General features: G+C 37.6%; 12 protein-coding genes and 3 pseudogenes. 8 read left to right on the top strand and 7 right to left on the bottom strand.

Annotation, left to right across the window (positions count from 1 at the left end; genetic code table 11):
• Positions 1-428 precede the first annotated feature (428 nt).
• Both ACP69Y_RS12765 and ACP69Y_RS12760 read right to left on the bottom strand, forming a co-directional pair.
• Positions 429-1,343 carry a ParB/RepB/Spo0J family partition protein gene (locus ACP69Y_RS12765; RefSeq protein ID WP_425918744.1) on the bottom strand — a complete coding sequence of 305 codons (915 nt, stop codon included), beginning with the start codon at positions 1,341-1,343 and terminating at the stop codon, positions 429-431.
• An 18-nt stretch (positions 1,344-1,361) separates the two neighbouring features.
• Entirely contained in the window at positions 1,362-2,147 is a 786-nt protein-coding gene (locus ACP69Y_RS12760) for a ParA family protein (RefSeq protein WP_425918743.1), read from the bottom strand.
• Between the two features lie 904 nt (positions 2,148-3,051).
• Between ACP69Y_RS12760 and ACP69Y_RS12755 the strand changes: the two genes are divergently transcribed.
• Positions 3,052-4,221 carry a RepB family plasmid replication initiator protein gene (locus tag ACP69Y_RS12755; protein WP_425918742.1) on the top strand — a complete coding sequence of 390 codons (1,170 nt, stop codon included), beginning with the start codon at positions 3,052-3,054 and terminating at the stop codon, positions 4,219-4,221.
• Positions 4,222-4,848: 627 nt separating this feature from the next.
• Here ACP69Y_RS12755 and ACP69Y_RS12750 read toward each other — a convergent pair.
• Positions 4,849-5,078: pseudogene (locus ACP69Y_RS12750) on the bottom strand (type 1 glutamine amidotransferase domain-containing protein); the annotation flags it as partial.
• 704 nt (positions 5,079-5,782) lie between these two features.
• Here ACP69Y_RS12750 and ACP69Y_RS12745 point away from each other — a divergent pair.
• The 3 genes from ACP69Y_RS12745 (at position 5,783) to ACP69Y_RS12735 (ending at position 10,229) form a co-directional block, all read left to right on the top strand.
• Positions 5,783-6,283, top strand: coding sequence for a Dps family protein (locus tag ACP69Y_RS12745; protein ID WP_425918741.1), 501 nt, complete (start codon positions 5,783-5,785; stop codon positions 6,281-6,283).
• A gap of 325 nt (positions 6,284-6,608) precedes the next feature.
• Entirely contained in the window at positions 6,609-8,309 is a 1,701-nt protein-coding gene (locus ACP69Y_RS12740) for an NAD-dependent malic enzyme (RefSeq protein WP_425918740.1), read from the top strand.
• Between the two features lie 354 nt (positions 8,310-8,663).
• Positions 8,664-10,229, top strand: a complete 1,566-nt coding sequence (locus ACP69Y_RS12735) for a sensor domain-containing diguanylate cyclase (protein WP_425918738.1) — start codon at positions 8,664-8,666, stop codon at positions 10,227-10,229.
• A gap of 36 nt (positions 10,230-10,265) precedes the next feature.
• On the opposite strand, the gene ACP69Y_RS12730 is transcribed toward ACP69Y_RS12735, so the two are convergent.
• The 4 genes and pseudogenes from ACP69Y_RS12730 to ACP69Y_RS12715 all read right to left on the bottom strand — a co-directional run bounded on the left by ACP69Y_RS12730 (position 10,266) and on the right by ACP69Y_RS12715 (position 16,218).
• Positions 10,266-12,818, bottom strand: coding sequence for an EAL domain-containing protein (locus ACP69Y_RS12730; protein ID WP_425918737.1), 2,553 nt, complete (start codon positions 12,816-12,818; stop codon positions 10,266-10,268).
• Positions 12,819-13,325: 507 nt separating this feature from the next.
• A complete protein-coding gene (locus ACP69Y_RS12725; protein WP_425918736.1) occupies positions 13,326-13,565 on the bottom strand; it encodes a DUF2171 domain-containing protein in 240 nt (79 codons plus the stop codon).
• A 510-nt stretch (positions 13,566-14,075) separates the two neighbouring features.
• Positions 14,076-14,243 (bottom strand): annotated as a pseudogene (locus ACP69Y_RS12720) (KGG domain-containing protein); the annotation flags it as partial.
• A gap of 717 nt (positions 14,244-14,960) precedes the next feature.
• Positions 14,961-16,218 (bottom strand): annotated as a pseudogene (locus ACP69Y_RS12715) (IS3 family transposase).
• A 1,223-nt stretch (positions 16,219-17,441) separates the two neighbouring features.
• Here ACP69Y_RS12715 and ACP69Y_RS12710 point away from each other — a divergent pair.
• The 4 genes from ACP69Y_RS12710 to ACP69Y_RS12695 all read left to right on the top strand — a co-directional run bounded on the left by ACP69Y_RS12710 (position 17,442) and on the right by ACP69Y_RS12695 (position 22,271).
• Positions 17,442-17,906 carry a MarR family winged helix-turn-helix transcriptional regulator gene (locus ACP69Y_RS12710; RefSeq protein WP_425918735.1) on the top strand — a complete coding sequence of 155 codons (465 nt, stop codon included), beginning with the start codon at positions 17,442-17,444 and terminating at the stop codon, positions 17,904-17,906.
• A gap of 1,221 nt (positions 17,907-19,127) precedes the next feature.
• Positions 19,128-20,351 (top strand): efflux RND transporter periplasmic adaptor subunit, encoded by a 1,224-nt coding sequence (locus tag ACP69Y_RS12705; protein ID WP_425918734.1) that lies wholly within the window; start codon positions 19,128-19,130, stop codon positions 20,349-20,351.
• Positions 20,348-21,571 carry an ABC transporter permease gene (locus ACP69Y_RS12700; RefSeq protein WP_425918733.1) on the top strand — a complete coding sequence of 408 codons (1,224 nt, stop codon included), beginning with the start codon at positions 20,348-20,350 and terminating at the stop codon, positions 21,569-21,571. Before ACP69Y_RS12705 ends, ACP69Y_RS12700 begins: the two co-directional genes overlap by 4 nt.
• On the top strand, positions 21,564-22,271 hold the full coding sequence (locus ACP69Y_RS12695) for an ABC transporter ATP-binding protein (RefSeq protein WP_425918731.1): 708 nt from the start codon (positions 21,564-21,566) through the stop codon (positions 22,269-22,271). The genes ACP69Y_RS12700 and ACP69Y_RS12695 overlap by 8 nt, the downstream gene beginning before the upstream one ends.
• Positions 22,272-22,676 lie beyond the last annotated feature (405 nt).

Raw genomic sequence — 22,676 nt, 5'->3', positions numbered from 1 at the left:
CTAAGTAATCAACTTCTTTTTTATTATGACTATTTTATTCGCAGATATTTCATCGTCTGTTTATGCCGGTTTTTCACAAAGATAATTTTGATATTTACTACCCTAATATTTCCTCTTCATTTGCGCCTAGACGCACTATTTTATATTTTAAGCTTTCCTGTGTAAATTATCGAAATCAGCCTCTCACGAGAAAATAGAAGCATTATGCAGCACACTTATACAAAACTTATTTTTTTGACCACTTTCTTATCTTTCCTCAACAATAAGAAAAAATAATTTTAAATTGGTAAGAAACCTAAATAATTAAAATAAACTATAATTATGAAACCAACAATTTTCTAGCAATCATATTTTTCGATTTTCGTATACATCAATCGCTATCCTCAAAAGTAGGCTGCTGATTGAAGCTAAAAAAGTGTAGCAAATTGCTACACTTGTTTTTTTGATTGGACCAGGATTTTTTTCAGCAGACTTTCCAATTCTTGTAAATTTTGATCATCAAACTCACTCATTTTTAATGACACTTTTAAAGTGTTGTGATCAAACTTGATATTACCTGCGATCTTTCCATCATATTCAATTTTATGCAGGATTGAGGTTTTAATCGGTTCTTTGGTTTCTGTCGACTTAAGAATTTTTTCAGCCAATAAGGCCAATTTTGTTTGTTCTACTTCTTTTTTCAAGAGTTTGGCCCAAGCATCTAACAAAGCTTTTTTAGCATTGTTGTAATTATCTTCATAGTCGGATAAAAACTTTTTTACTGCCGTGGCTGCTGTACGTGCCAATAAGGTCGGTTGTTGCTCTAAATCAGCAATCAACTCTTGAGGTAGTTTTTCAAAAGATAAATATTTATACATATCCTCACGGTTCATGCCTAAGGACTTTGCGAGTTTTTGCTTATTCTTTTTCAATTTTTCATTCAAAGAGCTCAACCCGACATAGATTTCATAATCGGTTAAATCTTCTCGTTTTAAGTTTTCCGCTAAAGTTAAGAGTGCAACTTCCTCATCTGATGCGTCTATAACGATCACTTCAATGGTATTTTTATTGAGAACCTGATGTGCCTTCAACCGTCGTTCACCAGCGATTAATTCATATTTATCCTGCACACGCCGAACCGCTATCGGTTGTAGTAATCCAATTTCGTCGATTGATGCTGCCAAGTCTTCAATATCTTGCTGATTAAAGATTTTTCGTGGTTGATTAGGACTAGGCTGAATATCTGTAATTTGTACATTACGACGTAATTCTTTCACATCATTGACATGCTCTTTCTGAGCTTGTTGATGTTTTTGAGTATTTTGCTGAAGACGTTGTGCCAACAGTTCTTTTGTACTTACCATAATATTCTCAGAGTGCTTTTATTCAACACGATTGATAATTTCTTTTGCTAGTTCTTGAAAAGCTTTACGAACCTTAGCATTTTTATCTACAGCTAATAGTGGTTGTTGCAAAATTGCGGCTTGATTAACTTTAGTACTCATCGGAATTGTGGTTTTTAGTAATTCACCGACCTGACTTAACGCTTCATCTCTAATCAGTTTACATACATTTTGACGTTCATCATGTTTAATCAATAAAGCGCCTAAAAGTTTTAATTCAGGATTAACACGTCTTATTTTACTTAAATGGTTAATTAAGTCAGTCACACCGTATAAGCCATATTGTGAACCTGATTCAATGGGTACCATGACATGCGTGGATGCCGCCAATGCATTACTGGTGAGAAGTTTTAAGCTAGGAGGACAGTCAATGAGGATGAAATCATATAACCCTTTTAACAGTTCCAATTTAGTAGCCAGTTCTTCAGATGGTCTTGGAGAATCATCTTTGAGTTGATCTTCAGTTTTACCTAAAGTTAGAGAACCATAAATTAAAGAAACATTTTTGAAATTCGTTTCTTCTTCTAAAGCTTCAGATAATAGACTTAAATCACCTACCAGTAATTCAGCAGAGGTTGTTTCAACTTCACTGGGATGTCTTGATCCAATATGTAGACTTGCGTTTGCTTGGGGATCTAAATCAATCACCAATACTTTGTTGCCCAAGTCTGCCAGTTCTGATGCCAGATGAACGACAGTGGTCGTCTTTCCGCAACCACCTTTATGATTTGCCACAGCAATGATTTTAGTCGACTTACTTGTCATAATAGACCTCACTTGAGTTATTGTAATATAAAGAACTTTGTAGCAACTTGCTACACCTTCTTTACGCTACGTTGAAGTTATAATCTGAACTTGATTAAAAAACAAACATATTCTTTTTTTTATTAAATATAGCTAGCTAATTATAATTAGTATTAATTTATATAATTAGTTAATTATAATTAGAGTTCTTTTTTATTATTAAAAATCAATATCTTATGATTTTAAAAGTGGAAGACTTGTCACTGAAAAGTGGAAGGTTTGTCACTGAAAGGTGGAAGGTTTGTCACTGAAAGGTGGAAGGCTTGTCACCGAAAAGTGGAAGACCTGTCACTGAAAGGTGGAAGACTTGTCACTATGGTGGAAGACTTGTCACTGCTTTAAAATAAAGTTTAAATTTATAATATAAAATTATTTAAAAACAAATTCTTAATCTGTTGATAAGTGAGTTTATTTGGCTCTAAAGGTGGAAGACTTGTCATTTTAATATTTTTATACTGTGGATAACCTGTTTGTTCGTAATTTCATCAAGGATATTGTCTTTTTTCATTTCTGGGCCAGCTAAAAGTGGAAGGTTTGTCACTATTAAGGTGTAATTTTAATTATTTATTCCACTTTAAGAGGATGTTTAACGCATTCTTTTGGTTTTTAAGCGCTTTAAAAGTGATTGAGAAATAGTAAAAGTGGAAGCTTTGTCACTTAAAAGTGCAATATTATTTTAATTTTCCACTTTAAGTTTAAAAAGTGTTTTAAATAACAAAACAAAGTGACATGGCTTCCACTCTTAGCTTTTGTTTTGCTTGCTTCTTGTTCACTAGTGTATATCGTCTAGTTAAAAGGGTGGATAATTTGCATAGGATTCCACTTTTGTGTATAACATGTAGAAAAGTACTTTTATTTTCCACTTATGAATAATCTGAATGAAAAACAAGAAATAGAATATTTACCTTATTGTATTGGGAATATTCGACATAATGGAGTGGTTAGTACCAGCAACCGCCTAATTCGGCCAATTGAATTGTCATCCAATGAGTACAAAGCGCTCCTTTATGCGATGGCGGTCGCGAATTACGGTGAAAAAAATAATCAAGATCGAGAAATTACCGAGCAAACTTATATTTATTTGCATAAAGATGATCTAGGAGAATTGCTGGGTTTAGATAAAAAAAACTCGATCAATGTCGCAATTGACCGGATCTATAAAGAGTTGTCATCGCGTGTTGCCCATTTTGTGATTGAGGAGTCTTTAGATGACAGCAAACGAAAAGTAAAAAAAGTACATTCTGTGGTGCCTATTATTCGGGAGTTGCGTTGGGAAGATGACGCCAAAAATGCCTTGCAGATTCGCTTTACCAGTGAAGTACTGCCTTATTTTACCCGTCTGGCAAGTGGGAACTTTACCACTTACCAATTGAAGGATTTATTTGCTTTAGACTCGGTGACCAGTATGAGTCTGTACTCCTACTTTATTAAAAATGAGTTCAAGTATGCCAATCAGGATTCATATGAAGTTGAGCTGTCACTGGAAAATATCAAGGCATTAACCGATATTGGTGAGAAGAAATATGATCGTTGGGTTGATTTCAGACGTTATGTATTAGATAAAATTGTTGAAGAAATTAATGAAAGAACCAGTCTGAAGCTGGAATATGACACCATTAAGAAAGGACGGCCTATTGTAGGTGTCCGGTTTAAAATTACTAGTAGACATACTGAAGTTATTACTCCTCAGAGCAATGAAAAGACTCAAATCTATCTTGATGTAGATTTTGACGATAATGCCATCGTGAAAGAGTTGGGTGCAAAATTCGATATGACGGTTCGGTCTTGGTATATTCATGCCAATGATCCGAATTATAAACAGTTCAGCAAGTGGTTCAAAACTGAAGGCTGTTTAACCGATTCTCAAGCCAACGTCATTGTGAACGATATTATATTCCAAATGGATTTTGCTGTGACCGGCGTATCCATGAATGATTTCAAAAAAGAGATGAAATATAAGTTAAAAAATGATCCCCACTTTGTTCAAGGAAATCGAGGGCGTCTGAATGAAATTTTCGGGAAAGAGATTATTTAAAAGGTGTAGCAACTTACTACACATTTTTTAGCGATAGATATAATTTAATTGGCGTAATAGTTTTAATTACCAAAATTAAAATCACTAATCCAGTCATTCGGGAAAAGGTTTTTAATAAGCAAGCTAAACACCCTCAGTATTAAGAAATAAAAATATGAACTTGGACTGACTGGGGTTTACTACAATAGCTATAAAGCTACTTTGGAATATAACCAATATTTGAAATGAAATGATGAGGGAAGTGAATTGGAGAATCAAATTCTGAGGTTCACTTTCTTTAAAAAATTGTCGGGAAAATGTACAGTTCTTTGCACTGGATCAACAAAATCCTGAGCATATGTTCTATAGCAAAAAAAGTGAAAAGAAAGTTATTCTTTCCCTGTAAAATAGCCTAAGTATAATTGTGATTTTTAAATTAAAGTAATTTCTTAAAATTGACCTAAAAAAAGAATATAAACATCCGAAAATAAATAAGTCTTCGTAAAGAATAATTTTTTTTCTAACTATAAGCTTAATTTATTAATCCGAATGGCTGAGCCTATGCGAAATGATATCTGCAGCCATGAGTAATGCTTATTTTAATAACTGAAGTAATGATTGGACTGTTACTTCAGAAGAAGAGGAGGGTTATCCAGAAAAGAGCAATCTATCCACTTCAACATGCATTTGCTGATCCTCTGCTTTGGAATAGTTACCCCATTTTCCTTAAGAACATCTTCTACCAGAAAAGCAACTATTTCAGTCAGGTTCACTGTGGTTTCCTGGGTATTACTAAACCTGTGACTGACAAGCTTACCTTTCTACATGGCTTGTTCAATCAAAACAATTGAATGTTTATCTTCTACTAACTCCCACAATGAAAGTGCCATATTTTTCTAAAAAAAATAATCAACTAAGTTAAAAGAGCAGCTTTTTATGGTTAAGTGACTGGAACAAATAAAGAACCTTATTTCAATTTTAGATTCTCAGATGAAGTGCAATAGAGTGATGCAAACCCTTCAGGTTAAGCACAGGATTAATGTTCTGACCTTCGCTGCAAATTCTCCACTTCATACGATTCTTTAAATAACACATCTTAAGACCTATTCACAACAGCAACAGAAACTATGAATGGCTCTAAGATCCAGAAAAAAGAAATGTACTGTAATTACATGCTAAAATCGCAAACAGTCGTAAAAACCAATGATATAAAGCCGGCACTCAACTGATGAAGGAAAATGCACTGATTATCTTTAGTGAATTAAGTTGGTAAAAAATTATTTAAAACCAAAACAACAAAAGTGATATTAGAGATGATTTGTCAGTATTAAAAACAATGCTCCCCTATAAAAGCGAGAACGCAGAGGGTATGGTATGTATACCAGCCAAATTTTTTCATGGTGGTGAAAAGTAGAATAGATTTATCTATAAGAGGAGGGGTAGAAATGCAGTGCCTACACTTTATCGAAGGGATTAAAAATTTTTAGGTGCATGCTGTTGCTTGGGCAGAAGCGTCAAGCAGTAAGAATCGCTGTCCTAGGTCTGAAAAAATGTAAGTTAAAAATTTATAAGGAGTTATAAAATGGGAAACATTAAGCAAGAAGTGCATCTAAGCGATATAGATATCGGAATTTCTAAAGAGAATCGTGCTCAAATTGTCAAAGATCTTTCACGCTTACTCGCAGATAGTTATACCTTATATCTAATGACACATAATTTTCATTGGAATGTAACTGGTCCTCAGTTTAACAGTTTACACACCATGTTTATGACTCAATATACTGAACAATGGAATGCATTAGATGTTATTGCTGAGAGAATTCGCGCATTAGGATTTCCTGCTCCAGGAACCTATAAAGAATTTGCATCTTTAACCGCAATTAAAGAGGTCGAGGGTGTACCTAAAGCCCAAGAAATGGTCAAGCTTTTAGTCAATGCGCATGAAACTGTCGCACGCACGGCCAGAGGAATTTTTTCAATTGTGGAAAAAGCAAATGATCAGCCCACTGCAGATATGTTAACACAGCGACTTGATGTGCATGAAAAGACAGCTTGGATGTTAAGAAGTCTCTTAGAAGAGTAGAAAATTAGCGTTAGTCTGCCAATGATTTATAAACATGAGCAGAGGTTATGTTTACTTTAATAAGAATGTTTAGCTTTTGTTGATATCTCATAGCCGAGATTGATAGGAAGAGCGAAGTTTAGTATCAGACATAGGGTAAAGTGAGTTTTGTTTATCGACTTAAGTTTATTTATGCCCTATTTTTTATTCACTGATAAAATCAATTGTGAATTGCTATCACGCTTATAAATATCAAATTGTCAGCAAATAGAGCTAAGCTAGACTTTGGTCAGATGGGATTCGTTCTTCTGCATCCCATCGACAATACGTCAAAATGAGATTGGAAATGACAACTGAGAATTTGGCTCAAAAGCACCCTTTATATATTCCTTATGCGGGTAATACCCTTTTAGAACTGCCTTTGTTAAACAAAGGCTCTGCATTTACTGAACAAGAACGTAGTCACTTTAATTTGTACGGCCTTATTCCCCATGTAATTGAAAGCATTGAGGAGCAGAGCCAGCGTTCCTATCAACAGTATTGTGCTTTTAATGATGATATTAATAAGCACATTTATCTGCGTAATATTCAAGACACCAATGAAACTCTGTTTTATCACTTAATTGAACATCATTTAAGTGAAATGATGCCGATTATTTATACACCTACAGTAGGGGAAGCGTGTCAGCGTTTCTCTGATATTTATCGCCGGCATCGCGGGATTTTTATCTCTTATCCCGATCGAGCACATATTGATGACATTTTACAGAATGTGAATAAAAAGAATGTCAAAGTCATTGTGATTACTGACGGTGAACGCATTTTAGGTTTGGGTGACCAAGGTATTGGCGGGATGGGCATTCCGATTGGAAAACTGTCTTTATATACCGCCTGTGGAGGAATAAGCCCAGCTTATACCTTACCGATTACTTTAGATGTCGGAACCAACAATCCGCAGTTACTGAATGATCCTATTTATATGGGCTGGAATCAACCGCGTATCAGTGGCGATGAATATTATGAATTTGTTGACCATGTGATTGCAGCCATTCAGCGCCGCTGGCCAAAAGCCCTCATTCAGTTTGAAGATTTTGCCCAAAAAAATGCGATGCCTTTGTTAAGTAAATATCGTCATCAAATCTGTTGTTTTAATGATGACATTCAAGGTACGGCTGCCGTGTCTGTAGGCAGTTTGATTGCAGCCTCGCATGCAGCAGGAAAACAACTGAAGGATCAGACGATTGCTTTCTTGGGGGCAGGGTCAGCGGGTTGTGGAATCGCGGAACAAATCGTGGCACAAATGATTACTGAAGGCTTAACCGATGCACAGGCGCGTGCCCGGGTTTATATGGTTGATCGTTTTGGATTAATCACTGAAAATCAGCCGAATTTGCTTGATTTCCAACGCAGGCTTGCGCAAAAACCTGAAAATGTGGCACATTGGGGTAATGCGGAGGAAATTATTTCTTTATTGAATGTGGTACACAATGCCAAACCAACGGTGTTGATCGGTGTATCTGGTCAATCCGGTTTATTCACTGAAGAGATCATTAAGACGCTCGCTGCCAATTGTGAACGTCCGATTGTCTTGCCATTGTCAAATCCGACTTCACAAGTTGAAGCCGTGCCAGCAGATATTTTGCAATGGACCGAAGGCAGGGCACTCATTGCGACCGGCAGCCCATTTGCGCCTGTAAATTATCAGGGCAAGATTTACAACATTTCGCAATGTAATAACTCTTATATTTTTCCTGGTATTGGTTTGGGGGTGATTGCTTCAGGTGCAACTCGAATAACTGACAGTATGCTGATAGCATCGAGTAATACCTTGGCCGCATGTTCACCTATGTTACAAAATCCAGAAGCAGATTTATTGCCTGATTTGAATGAAATACAACAGGTTTCTAAAATTATTGCGTTCAAAGTGGCTAAGGCAGCTATGGATGCTGGTGTTGCACCTGTAATTTCTGATGAGTTGTTAACTCAAGCAATCGAGGCAAATTTCTGGAAGCCCACCTACCGTACTTATAAGCGGGTGACATTCTGATTCGATGTAAATATAGCTTCAGGTTCCTATAGATGGATCGTTTTTAAGATTAAACCGAGTTATATAAATAGCTCGGTTTTTTTAAATAAAGCGTCATCCATCTAGCTGCTGATTGAACTTGAAATAAGGTGGTTGTCTAGAATCGTGATATATAAATTGCATTGAAATAAAGGATTAAGCTTTAAAAATTTAAAGCAGATCAATCACGCTCTCTTTAAATAGTTTAATGAATACTTTCATGTTTTTGTAATTAAAAACATAAATAATCAAGTTTATTACAAATCAATTTATTAACTCATTTTGCAAATATGTTATAAAGTGTAAACATGGACACAATAATGCGAGACTGCGTTTTTGAAACAGATTCTCCTGGCCCTTAAATTAAATTTGCGTAAACTGATCCTGATTTCGACTATTGTCAGTGTTTCATGCTTGTTTATTGTTTCTATATGTATTCTCAATTATGTGATTAAAGATCAACTCATTCAGAACTCGCTTTCAGTCAATGAAAAATATGCCTCAAAGGTTGCCACCAGTGCAGATCAGCATTTCGATGATATGCTCAAAGAATTAAAGTATAGTGCTGACCTGTTAGGACAGAATTTTTCTAATCACCAATTAACACAAGAAGAAGCAAAGCGGCTTAAAAATCAATCCAACAAATTTAATAGTTTATTAATTGTTGATAAGCAAAGAAGAGTCGTCTCTTTTGCACCGCAAAGTTTGAATCTGAGTACCCAAATTTTATATAACACAGTGGGAATTACTGAATCCTTAAAGCATAAAACGACTTATATTTCTCCTCCCTATTGGTCAATTAAACATAATCTCGTTGTACTGCTATCTCAACCTATTTATGACCAAAATAAAAATTATTATGGCATGATTGGCGGCACGATTTATTTACAAAAGAATAATCTGATTCAGAACATGCTTTCCACTGAGTATGACTTTAAAAAAAGTTATATGTATGTTATTGATCAGGATAATCGAATTATTTTTCACCCTAATCCGAAAAGAATTGGGGAAAAAATTATTAATAATAATGGTCTAGACTATATGGTGCGTACACGGATGGGAAATATCCGGTTAATCAATAGTCGTGGGGTCGAAAATCTGGCGGGTTTTGCATATATTCCGAGTGTGAACTGGATTGTAGTTTCCCAGCAGCCAACCGAAGAGTTGTTAAAGCAAGCCAATACAATTCTTTTGAAAGTTTCAGTTGGCATTTTTATTTTTTATTTTTTTATATTTTTTATTGTCTGGCGATTGTCGCGCTTTATTTCTTCACCTTTAAATAGTTTAGCTAAAATGGCCAGTATGCTTAATCAGCCAGACATTCAAGACAAAATCAGACAAGTTGATCCTTGGTATTTTGAAGTACTAAAATTTAGAACTTCTTTGCTCCTCAGTTCACAAGTGTTCAGTGAAAAGATTACTGAATTGCGTCAACATGTAAATACTGATCCACTGACGGGTTTGTATAATCGACGCGGTATGCAACTCTTCTTAAAAGAAGTGGTGAGTTTAAGAAGAGATTTTGCTGTTCTTGCAATTGATATTGATTTTTTTAAGAATGTTAATGATAGGTATGGCCATAATCAGGGGGATGTTGTTTTAAAAACCCTGACCAGCTTTATGAAAAATAATTTCAGGGACGAAGACATTTGTTGCCGGGTAGGAGGAGAAGAGTTTATTGTCTTAATGACTACTTCAGATCCTAAGGTAGCTTACAATGCTGCGGAACGTTTAAGAAAAACAATGGAATCAAGCAATATCAATTCTATTGGTCCGATTACGATATCTATTGGAGTCGCATTTTGGCCTAAACACTCACACGATGTGACCGAGGTTTTTAAAATGGCGGATAATAAGCTTTATCAAGCTAAAAATAGTGGCCGTAACTGTATTTGTTATTAGAGAGTGGAACTGTATTTATTTTCATAATAATTCAATCTATTCATAACTCAGCTTGAGCTCGTTAAGGGGAGCAGGTTTAGCAAAATAGTAGCCTTGAAAATGGTCACATTGATATTCTCTTAGAAACTGAGCTTGAGCTTGAGTTTCTATGCCTTCAGCAATCACTTGTAATCCTAGTTTATGAGCCATAACAATAATTGCCGCAACAATAGCGCCATCTTTTTCATTTTCAGGTAAATGTTCAATAAAACTACGATCAAGTTTTATCTCATCAATAGGTAAAGTTCGTAGATAACTCAGACTAGAATATCCAGTTCCAAAGTCATCCACTGAAACTCTTACACCCAGTTCTCGGACTGTTTTTAAAATTTCTAATGATCGGTCAGCACCCGCAATTAACATGGTTTCAGTGACTTCAACTTTTAACAATCGAGGCGGTAACTGGGTTTCTGCTAGCGTTTGCTGTAGTTCTTGCAAAAAACCACTACGTCTAAATTGCAAGGGAGAAAGATTGACTGCTACACTGAGATGAGTCCCATGCTTGTTATTCCAATCTACCATATCCAGACAAGCCTGCTGTAAAACCCATTGACCGATCACTACAATTTGACCGGTTCTTTCAGCAAAAGGAATAAAGTCTGCGGGAGAAATAATCCCTTTCTCAGGATGCTGCCAACGGATTAATGCTTCTACACTTTTAAGCTGTCCTGTACTGGCATTCACAATCGGCTGATAAACCAGTCTAAACTGCTTTTCCTCTAACGCGACCATTAATTCATGACGCATTAGCACATAATCAATTTTAGGGGTAAGGGTAGAGTTAAAAGCATACCAATGCCAAGTATTTCCACCTTCTTTTTTTGCTTCGCTCATGGCATGAATAGCATGATGGAGCAATTGTTTAGATTTTTCTACCTGAGGGTCATCGTCTGCAATGCCAATACTGGCACTAATATGGACTTTGTGGCCTTGAATATCAAAAGGCACAGATAAGCCTTTTAATATTTTTTCGGCCATCACGATAACTTGTTTTAGGTCCTCACATCTATTCAGCAGGATAGCAAATTCATCACCTGAAAAATGAGCGACTAAATCATCTTCTGGAATAATATGCCGCAAACGATTGGCTACAGCAATAAGCAGTTCATCACCTACTACATGTCCCAAGCTTTGATTTAAAGGTTGGAAATCATCCAGATCAACATACATAATAATCAAAGATTGAGGACGATTATGTTGTATGCAAAAAGCCACTTCAAGTGCTTTTTCAAAAGCATGATGATTCATTAATCCGGTTAAACTGTCATGATTTTGTTGGTGGGCTCTATATTCTATATTTGCTCGTTGCTGGGTAATATCTTGCTGAATTCCAATAAAATGCTTGCAACGTTGTTGCTCATCAAACACGGGGGCGAGTACCAGCTGATTCCAGAACCAGCTGCCATCTTTGCGGTAATTTTTGATGGTGACCTGAATTTCTTGCTGCTGCTGAATCGCCTCTCGAATTTTATTTAGCGTTTCAGGATCGGTATCGGCACCTTGCAGAAAACGACAATTTTTCCCCAAAATTTCTTCTTTTGTATAGCCGGTTAGGCTTTCAAAAGCAGGATTAATATACTCGATAGCCTGGTCATCGGAAGCTCCGGTTAATATTATTCCATGAGGATTAGCATCCACGCTGCGTTTAAGAAGATGTAGAAACTCTTCGCTTATCCGCCGATCGGTAATATTACGTGCGATACTAAATATGCCAACCACCTGTTGAGCCTGTTTAATCGGTAAATAAGTCAGATCTACCCAGTAGTTCTCTCCTAAACTATTAACCGCCTGTATTTCAAGATGTTGTCCTACGCCTTGTACAGCTTGCTCAAAAGCACTTTGTGTTATCGCCCGATATTCAGGACAAACCAACTGGGAAAAATGTAAACCTTTACTTTGTTCAAGACTAAATTTGGTTAACTCTTTAGAGGCTAAATTGTTATCAATAATAATCCCATTTAAATCATGTTCAAAAATGGTATCCGGATGATAGGTAAAGAAAGAACGATATTTATCATTCAATGCAAGGGTATGTTGACGTTCTTGATTCAAATCTATGCTTAAGGCAATGAGCGATGCGGCATGACGAAGTAATTTAATTTCAATCTTGGTCGGAATTTTAGGGGAGGGATAATAAGTTCCAAAAGTACCATATAGTTTCCCGTTTGCATTAATAATAGGTGTCGACCAACAGGCATTTAGTTGATCTTGCTGCATAAACTGCAAAAAAGAAGACCAGTTTTGGTGGGTAGCTAAATTTTCACAAATAATTAATTTTCGATAAAAAGCTGCGGCCCCACAGGCACCTATATGGGGTCCTATTTTTAAATCCTTCATCGCTTCTTTATAACGATCAGAAAAATGCTGTTTACCACTGATCAGATTTAAAGTTTGTTCGGCTTCTGAGTACAACATAATAGATACCATTGACTCTGGTATCCGTGCTTCTAACCATTGACTGACCGTATCAAAGATGACTGTTAAGTCGGCATGCTGCCCGATTAAATTAAAAATAGATTGAGTATCCAAATAACTCGCTGTCTGACTCATCTAGTATCCCATCCTTGAGTTGTATTACTCATATTTGCTAGATTCTCAACTGAAATTCTTTAAATTAGATCCAAATATTGAGTACCAATCTCACTTAAATAATATAACAAAATTGTGATAAACCTCATATACAATTATCTGTATGTTTGTGGAAGGATTAATGCAGGTGATAAAAACCATCCTAGGCTAGACATGTGTATTGGTGAAGAGCGACAATTTTTTAGACACTTGTTAGTTATACTAAATGAAATCAATTAAGAGATTTTGACAACTTGGTTTTTCCCTTTCTGGATTCAGGAGATTTAACAACAATTTGTCAAAATAGACTACACCTCAAAATAATGTTATAGCAGCCAAAATCTGAACCTACAATCAATGTTTTAGAAGCTGTAAAACATCATTTTAGGGGCGGTTATAAATTTATATGTGACACTAAAATGCCAGTCGATTGGACTGGCATTCTAAAATTCAAAGAATAGAATTAATTCACTCAAAAGCATTACCTTGTTATAAGGTCTTCCATTCTCTTCTCGCATCTTCTGCATTTCTGTTCAAAATCACATTTTCATCCTTGATTTCACTTACCCAGCTTAAGGGAATAATATGGTGCTCATTATTTTCATCATCACTTCTTGTCAATTTAATCGAGTCTTGACCTTCTAAATGGTCTACTTTGCCTATTTGAGTACCACATGAAGCGATTACTGAAGCATGTTCTTTGATCTCATTTGGATTGAAATTATTCATTATAATTGCCTATTTATAGAAGCCGAGATACACAGTCTACGCAATAAAAAATCGGATATGTGTAAGGGTTATCAGGGTTTGAGTTTTTCTGAGTTAATAATGTAAGTGTGAAAAAGAAATGTAGAATTAATAGAAACTGAAAACTTATTGGGGAGGCTAGAGACCTAAATCTCTTAGTAATCGAGTATCTAAAATTTTAGATAATTTACAGAAATTAAAACAGAATACTTCTATTTGGGAAGAACATAAAAAAGCGCAGATATTAAATCTACGCTTTTTTAATAATTTGAAAAAAATTATAGAAATTTTCTAATTATCTAGACGTGAATCGTCCCTGTTCATCACGTGGTGGAGTTCTACCTGAGCCTCGGCCACCTGAACGGCTGCCACGATCATCGTCGTCGTCATCACGGCTGCGACCCCGACCACCAGAGCGACTACCGCGATCATCATCGTCATCACGGCTGCGACCCCCCGGCCACCTGAATTATTATCGTTTATATGACTACGTGTACCTGCTTCACGGGCCTCCTCTGAAGTAAACTCATGAGCATTTCCACTTTCATGCGCGGCTTTGCCACCCTGACTGGCTATTTCACGTTGTCTTTCTGGATCCATACTTGCAAATCCACGATTTGAACTATTATCTGTATCATTTTCATTATTTCGAGTCGCCATATCTATAGTATCCTTTCATTTTTATTCGCAAAAGGTAAATAGCCTGTACACGTTAAGAGAAATAAATTTAATAAGGAATCCAGCAGGTGTATCGAAATTTATTAATGTAAAAATAAGATTTATTTTTTATATGAGAAACGGTGAGTTAAAAAATGATGAGTGATTCCTGTTTACTATAAGCAACATTAAAGTCCCCTATATTTACTCAAGTATAAATTAGAGCAAAAATTATAAATATTTTAGTGAAACTTCCACCAATTTTCCTCTGTATTTAGCAGAAGGGTATATATATAAAGTACAGTTTTATATTCGTTTAAGTATGAACTCTTTAGAAATTTTACAGATGATTAAAAATGCTCAAACAAATTGGCTTGGAAACAAGTCAGCTTTTTTACTTCTAACTGAAATATTTTGCCAAGAAAATTGATCATTTTTTAATCAAAATTAAGCTTTTTTCAATGTTTTCGCTATTTTCAGAGCAAAAAATATCCCCAATTTCTGCAAATAACTATGGGACAAAATTTACTCGATGTTATAAGTATTTGAACACAAGAATTCCTAGTCTCTGCGGCCTGACTGTAATTTTCTACGATAGAAACATATAGAACCGGGTAGTTCCAGAAAATAAAAAGAAAACTACCGCACAAGAACCTGCAGGTATGAGAGGAGTTATACAGGGTGAACCGTAACGGGTTTGTCGGAGACAGTTTATTTAAGTTAGGCTGCCTGACCTAACACATTCAACTTATTATAGTACATTGCTTCAAACTGACATGGTGACACATCCCCAATTGCACTATGCGGCCGTTTTTTTTAAACCAATCCACCCAATTTAATATGGCAAGCTCAACATCAGCTCAACCTCTTCAATCTGATTTCAAATATTCAATCAGCTCGGTTTTGTATCAACCATTCACTGTTTCAGTCAATGCCTTGTCATACGAATTTCCTGTGGTACCGACCGGAGCCCTTAATTTTGCAGTCTCTAAACGATTGGTATAACGAATTGAAAGGTATTGCACACCTGAGCAGCGCTACTGCGCAAGGCTATGATGAATGACATTTTCAGGCATGCCACGGCTATGAATTGCCTGTTCAAGTGCATCCAGTACCATATCTGTATTCATCCGTATTGATCCCTTCCAACCGACGATCCCTGTGGAGAATACATCAATAATAAGCTGTATAAATCTAGCCCGTATTTATCTAAATATAGGTGAAGTCAGCAACCTGAGAAACACTTTTTCGCAAGGGTTGGGGTGTTTCGCACTGCAACCACGCTTCACCAAATCATCAGCTCATTCTTGACCATCTCTGCGACGTGGCGTTCGTTTATTCTTACCACGCCATACACCTTATATTTCAAGCTGCTACATCAATCGAACCACTGTACTGCGTGCAATAGCATATCCTTCTTGTGTCAGTGGTTGCCATACTTTACGAACACCGTATCGACCAGTACTTTCCTGCCAAATTCGTTTAATTTGTTCACCATAATGCTGATCATGCAGATCTCGTTTTGATCGATATTCAGGGTTTCCTGCAAGATCGAATGCACGATAGTAAGTCGATGGTGAAACCGGCAGGATCTTACAGATGACTTCAATAATATAGAGCACTTTATTGTTTTGAATGAAATCAACCATTATTTGCGTGGGCGGTCGAGCTCCGCCTGGGCGAAGAAAGCGGCTGCCTTAGGAAGAATTTCATTCGCCCGTTGCAGTTGTTTAATTGCGCGTTCCATTTGTTTGATGCGTTGCTGATCTGTAGGAGCTGCACTTTGACAGGATTTTGTTGATCTAAATCTTGCGCAATATATTGCTCACATGCCAGGCACGAAGTGTTTCAGGAGTACAACCAATTTTAGGCGCAATTGCTGTGATTACAGACAAATTGAAGGATAGTCTTTTTCGGATTCAAGAAGTAAGCGAACCGCTCTTTCTTTGATTTCAGGGGTATGGTTTGATTTTGTCATCGGGACATTCTCTCAAGTAAATGGGTCTCCGACAAACACGGTACGGTTCATTTGAAGATTCTTTAGAACATTCCATGTTTAATCTTTTCTAAAATTATTCTAATAGCGCTTATACGCGCTCAAAAATATTTGGATTCTATACCCATGCTTCATATGATTTATGCGAGGGAAAGTGTCGTGAATTGGACAAGAAAAGCATAACTCTCTAATTCTTTATTTTACTTCTTTTTATAACAAAGAATTAGAGAGTTAAATTTCCGCACCCTTGTCTATTTATATTTATTTATTGTTATTGTGAGACTGATTAAACCACTTATTGATTAAATACTCATCACATAAACTCAAAATATGTTCACTAAAATGTAAGTTAGTGTGACTAAAATCACATATTGCTTAAACTTATAAATCATCAAAATTGACGTGAATTTTCATCGCCATTAATAACTCATTATTTTTTAGAATGAAATTTTTATATTATGTATAAATCGAAAACTTGCTTTGATCATTGCTAAGAGAAGGTTCCGTCATCTTAAACCACTGATTTTAGGTACAGATTTCAAAGAGATTCAAGATTATGTTGAGGCGTAACTTAAGTTAAATTATTTATTCCATTCAAGCTTTAAATAAAAATTGAATATCAACAGGGAAGTACACAATAAAAAAAAATTGAACAATGAGCAAAATACGAGTTTGCAAGTAGGTCAACTTTTTTATGTTTGAAAGCTTAATATTGATCAAAAAATAATCAAAAATGATTTTTTTTCAATGTTTGTGCTGCTTTCGGCATCAAAATTATCCCCAATTTCTGTGGATAAAGTGGGGATAGTTATTACACGGTTTGCTGCACATTTGCTGAGTAAAATTCCGACCCTTTGTAGTTATATGTTTCGAGTGTAATTTCCCATGATAAGGATCTGAAGAATAGCAAGTCCCAAACAATAATAAAAATATAGATGTGCACAAAACAGTAAGGTAAGGCAGGAGTTATACGAAGCTAAGCGATACGAAAACTCGGGCAAGAGGGCAGATTTTTTATTTACTAAAATTTTGTTACACAGGATTTAAAGTATGTGTAGCTTTTCTAACAATTGTACAAGAAACTTAATATCGGTATAAGCAATAAAAGTAATTTAATATGTATTGCTAAAACGAGTATCTTTCAAATAGAATTTGAGGATTAAAAAATAATTTCAATTACAACAATAAATTAAAGGTTTTCAATCATGACAAAAAAATTCAATAAGTTTTTTTCTCCAGCAGCCGATTTTAATCTGGATCATTCCCCATATTACTGGGTCACACAAGTACATGCTCAATATGTAAAGAATGTTGATCAGGCATTAAAAAAATATGGTTTAGATAATTCTCGTCGGCGTATTTTACAAGCTTTAAAAGTCAAACCCCAGGCAAGTGTATCTGATCTATCCGAAATGGTGATTTGCAAAATGTCGACCACCACAAAAATTGTTTACCGTTTAAAAGATGAAGGATTAGTCAATACTTATTGTTGTGAAGATGACGCCCGCATTACACGGGTTGTATTAACCGAGAAAGGACAACTAATGGCGCAAAAAATTAACGATCTCAGCTACATCGTTTTAGATCAATCTTTTGAAGGTTTAACGCCATTACAAATTGAAAAAATGTTAGAAAGTCTTAAACTTATTTTCAGAAATTTAGCCCATTAATCTAAGTCTAATCAAAAAAGTACCAATGCAAGTTTATGGTTTAATTTTTTATTTTTACACACATTCATGCTTCCCTTCCGGGAAGCATTTTAATTGTTACTTATTTTGATAACGACTGGGTTTTTAGTATTACGTAGAACTGATTTCAAAAATGCATATTAAAAAGCGGGGAATCTAGTAGTCACGCTTCGTATCCTGGATATGAAAGGAATAAGATAAAGCAGCGCTCAAATTGGACAACACTATCTTAAAAAAGAATGAGTGGGTAAAAAGTACCGGCAGTTATAAACTTTCCTAAAAACCGATTGGACCAACTCAATCAGAATAGGGGATTACATGATGTAAAAAGGAAAGCTTTACTCTTGTGTTGCAGTTTGAGATCTATCCTCTAGGTACTAAACTTTTATAATGGATTAGCAGGGTCAGATAGCTCTCTAAAAATCTGTTAGCAGATGTATAAAACATAAATTCAGCATATAACAGTAACCTGGGCTTCTGGTTTACATGTTATAGGAAATTTCTCAACTACTGATGTGCAGAATTCCGCTTTTAACGTTTAAGTCAGGATTTACTCCAAAACTCCGCAAATTCTAAGTTTATGTAACAGTCGCGGTGCGGTACATGAGTTCGAGTTATTTAAAAGAAATTCAAAATTGATTTCTACAGGGGTTTTTATTCTTGCAGATTAAGGCTATGAGGATATTGATGCATTTTATTCCCACACCCTATTGTTATTAAAATCAAAAAATACTGCGAATTGAATGCTGAATTAAGAGTTCATAATCGAGAGATCAATAAATAAGAATAGGGATTCAGTATCTATTCGGCAGGCTGAAAAACTTTCAAAACACTTGCAACGCATTATCAAAACCGAAGGAAAAGAGGGAAGCTTAGATTCAACTTAATGACCGGATTTATAATATATAATGCAGTAAAAGTGACTTATGAAATAAGTTTGTATGTAACTGTCTTCAAGCAAAAAGTGCGAATAGAGAGGTATAAGATACTATTTTCGTTTATCTTTAGATGGGCGTATTCGGGTGATAATGAGGATAATCATCAATCTATACCGGGTTTCTTCTGCCGCGTTCAACTGTTTAGGTTTATGAGACTTTTCAATAGAGCTTGATAATTAACTAAAATGAAAAGATACAAATTTATAGGCTAACGATACTTTGCCATTTAAGGCCCCAAGCTTTTAATTCGAACTGGAGATGCTCCTTGCGTGCTACCCGCTATAAATATTTGATCATTATATTGCTTGTGCTTGCAGTAGGTTTTGCTCTATTTCGCTGGTGGCAAGGGCCAGTATTGCCAAGTTATACTATAACCTCTATGCCTCTGGTGCAAAATGTCGTTGCGACCGGACGAGTGGCGACGGTTTCGCGTGCTCAGGTAGGCAGTGAAATTAGCGGTGTAGTTCTTCAACGGCTGGTACAGGAAGGAGACCAGGTTTCACCGGGTGACCTGTTGGTGGTTCTGAAATCGGATGAGCTGCTTGCCCAAGTGCGGCAGGCCGAGCTTACACTCACCGAATTGGCAACCAGCACACGGCCACAGGCAGTGGCAGAGTTGGCCAGTGCCAAAGCACAACTGGAACAGGCGAGTCGTGAGGCAGTCCGTAGACGCAATGCAGAAGCGGGGATCCTGTCGGCTGAAGAAATAGAACAGGCGGTAGAAGCAGAAAGAGTCGCGCGTAACAATTTTGAAACGGCACGCTTAAAAGCGGCAGCCCTGGCTCCGGGGCAAGTCGAAGAAGCTTCACTTCGTCAGCAGCTTGCAGTGGCGCAGGCGCAATTGGCCAAAACAAAAATTCGCACTGCGGTCGCAGGTACTGTACTGACACGTGATGTGGAGCCGGGTGATTTGGTCCAGCCAGGGCAAACTTTATTTACGATTGCATTGAAGGGTAATACAGAAATCCGGGTGCCGCTGGATGAGCGGAATTTACCACAACTGGCCTTGCAGCAAAATGCAACAGTCATTACCGATGCTTATCCAGATCAATCTTTCCCTGCCCGTATCAATTTTATTGCACCGAGCATTGATCCTCAGCGTGGTACGGTCGAGGTCAGATTAAATGTGAATCCAGTGCCTGATTTTCTACGTCAGGACATGACCGTATCGGTTAATGTCGAGACAGATAGACGAGCGCGGGCACTCACGATTCCCAATGATGCTTTAAGTGGTATCAAGGGAAATAAGGCAGTGGTATTAATGGTGCATGATGGGAAAATACAGCATCAGCAGGTGAGTTTAGGCTTACGTGGTCTTGCCATGTCAGAAGTGATTTCTGGTTTAAGTGCTGGTGATCAAGTACTGGTTAATGCAGAATCTTCCTTAAAAGATGGGGCAAGAGTCCGTTTAAAGCCACAAGACAATACATTGGTGAATCCTGCTAATGATACCGACAGCAAAAATGAATTACCGGTGAAATTCGATTGAAAAACTTTCTCGGGCGGCTTTGGATCGAATGGAAAATCGCGGTCAGTTTTTTGCGCGAGGGTCGCGCGCAGTCCATCATGATCACTGTCGGTGTCGCAGTGGGTGTGGCTGTAATCGTGTTTATTAGCGCTTTAATTCAAGGGTTGCAGTCGAATATTGTCGAACGTACTTTGGGCACTCAGGCACATATCCGTTTGCTTTCACCGGATCAGGTGAACCAGATTGTGCCGCCTCCTGTAGGGACTGTGCAATTAGTGCAGGAAGACAAGCGAGCACAGCGGCTGCGCTCGATCAATAACTGGCAGCAAATTACCGAAACCTTGGATCAGTTGCCTGTACTGACAGCTGTATCTCCGGTAGTGTCTGGACCTGCATTTGTCCAGCGGGGTGATGCAGTCGAATCGGTCGCGTTAGTCGGTATCAATCTAGAGCGTTATCAACAGATCATTCCGCTGAAAGAATATCTGCTGAGTGGTCAGTTACGAGTGGGCGCTGACGATGTACTGATTGGCAGCCAGTTAGCCAAAGATCTGGGTGTTCAGGTGGGTAGCAAGTTGCGACTGGATACCGGTCAGCAGAATAGTGCATTGGTGAATATTGCCGGGATATTTGAACTGGGGGTACGCGAACTGGATGCACGCTATGTTTATCTGGACTTGAAACAGGCGCAGTCTTTACTGGGTCTGCCGGGCGGGGTGACGGTCATTGACCTGACCATTGCAGATATTTTTGAGGCAGATAACATTGCGGCACAGATAGGACGTTTGACCTCATTGAAAGCAGAAAGCTGGATTTCAACCAATGCGCAACTCATGAATGCGATTACCGCACAGAGCCTGTCGACCAATATGATTATTGTGTTTGTGGCGATTTCAGTCGCTTTCGGGATTGCTAGCGTGATGTCGGTCAGTGTGGTACAGCGCACCCGGGAAATTGGTATTTTACGCGCCACTGGAGCAACTCAATCACAAATCTTACGAATTTTCTTATTCCAGGGCGCAATCTTTGGCTTGCTCGGTTCGGTGCTGGGCAGTGTGGTCAGTTATGGTCTGGTCTGGGTCTTTAATAATTTTGGCCCGGGGTTATTCTATATCCCGATTTCAATCGAGCTGGTGATGCTGGCATTATTACTGGCCACACTCACAGGCGTACTGGCTGCAGCGGTGCCATCGCGCCGGGCAGCAGCGCTCGACCCTGTGGAGGCAATTCGTCATGTCTGATCAGTCTCAGGAAGTGCTGCGCCTAGAAGGGTTGCGTAAATCTTATAATATCGGCCAGCCTAATGAAGTTGAAGTTCTGCATGGCATTGATCTGTGTATTGGTCGCAACGACTTTGCTGCGCTGATTGGCCCTTCTGGATCTGGCAAAAGTACCTTATTGAATATCTTGGGTCTGCTGGATAAACCTAGCAGCGGTGAACTTTATCTACTGGGACAACCGACCAGTGCGATGGAGGACAGCGGTCGTACTGCGCTGCGCGGTAACAGCATCGGGTTTGTTTTTCAGTTTCATCATCTGATTCAGGCATTTACCGCATTGGATAATATTTTAATGCCACTAATGATGACTCGTGGCAAACCGAATCAACAAGGGCTGCAACGGGCGCGTGATTTGCTCGCTGCTGTGGGTTTGGAAAAGTTCGCTGACCGGAAACCGAATGAGCTTTCAGGTGGTCAGCAACAGCGGGTGGCGATTGCCCGGGCGCTGATTACTGAACCGGCCCTACTCTTGGCGGATGAACCCACAGGCAATCTGGATACCCAGACCGCTGCTGAAATGTTTGAACTGTTTCGTAAAGTACATCGTGAACGTGATTGTGCAGTACTGCTAGTCACGCATGATCCGCGTCTTTCAGCCACTTGTGATCGCACCATCAATTTGGTTGATGGTCGTATTGAAAGTGATTCACCCAATCGTTAAACCAGATCATTTACCTTAAATGCCAAGTGATAAGAGCGACGGGAAATGTTTTATCAGACAGCTAAATATAAACGGTTGTTAACGAGCTGGCATTCAATCAAAGTTAGAAGATTGAGTGCATACAGGAAGATTAGCAAACTTACTTAGAACTTTTTCATAAATTAAAAAATAAACAACTTTTTGATTTATCAAAGAGAGCTAGGGGATACATTATTCATTTTGTAAAGTTAATGACAAGTGACCTATCTCTAATCTTCTAGGCACAACAGGGAATTATCTAAACTGACATAACCTACAGCCATATTTGGAAAGGATGAGTATATCGAAATATCCTACAATCGAATCATGTACCATTCGCATCTCGATAGGGTGAGTGCAGAATTATTTGAGGCAGCTCCAAAATAA

Origin of the sequence: Acinetobacter sp. TSRC1-2, from assembly GCF_049895885.1 — a bacterium.
In the GTDB taxonomy this organism is placed as follows: Bacteria; Pseudomonadota; Gammaproteobacteria; order Pseudomonadales; family Moraxellaceae; genus Acinetobacter.
Note: the sequence above shows the minus strand (reverse complement) of the source record. Positions and strands in the feature narration are given on the sequence as shown.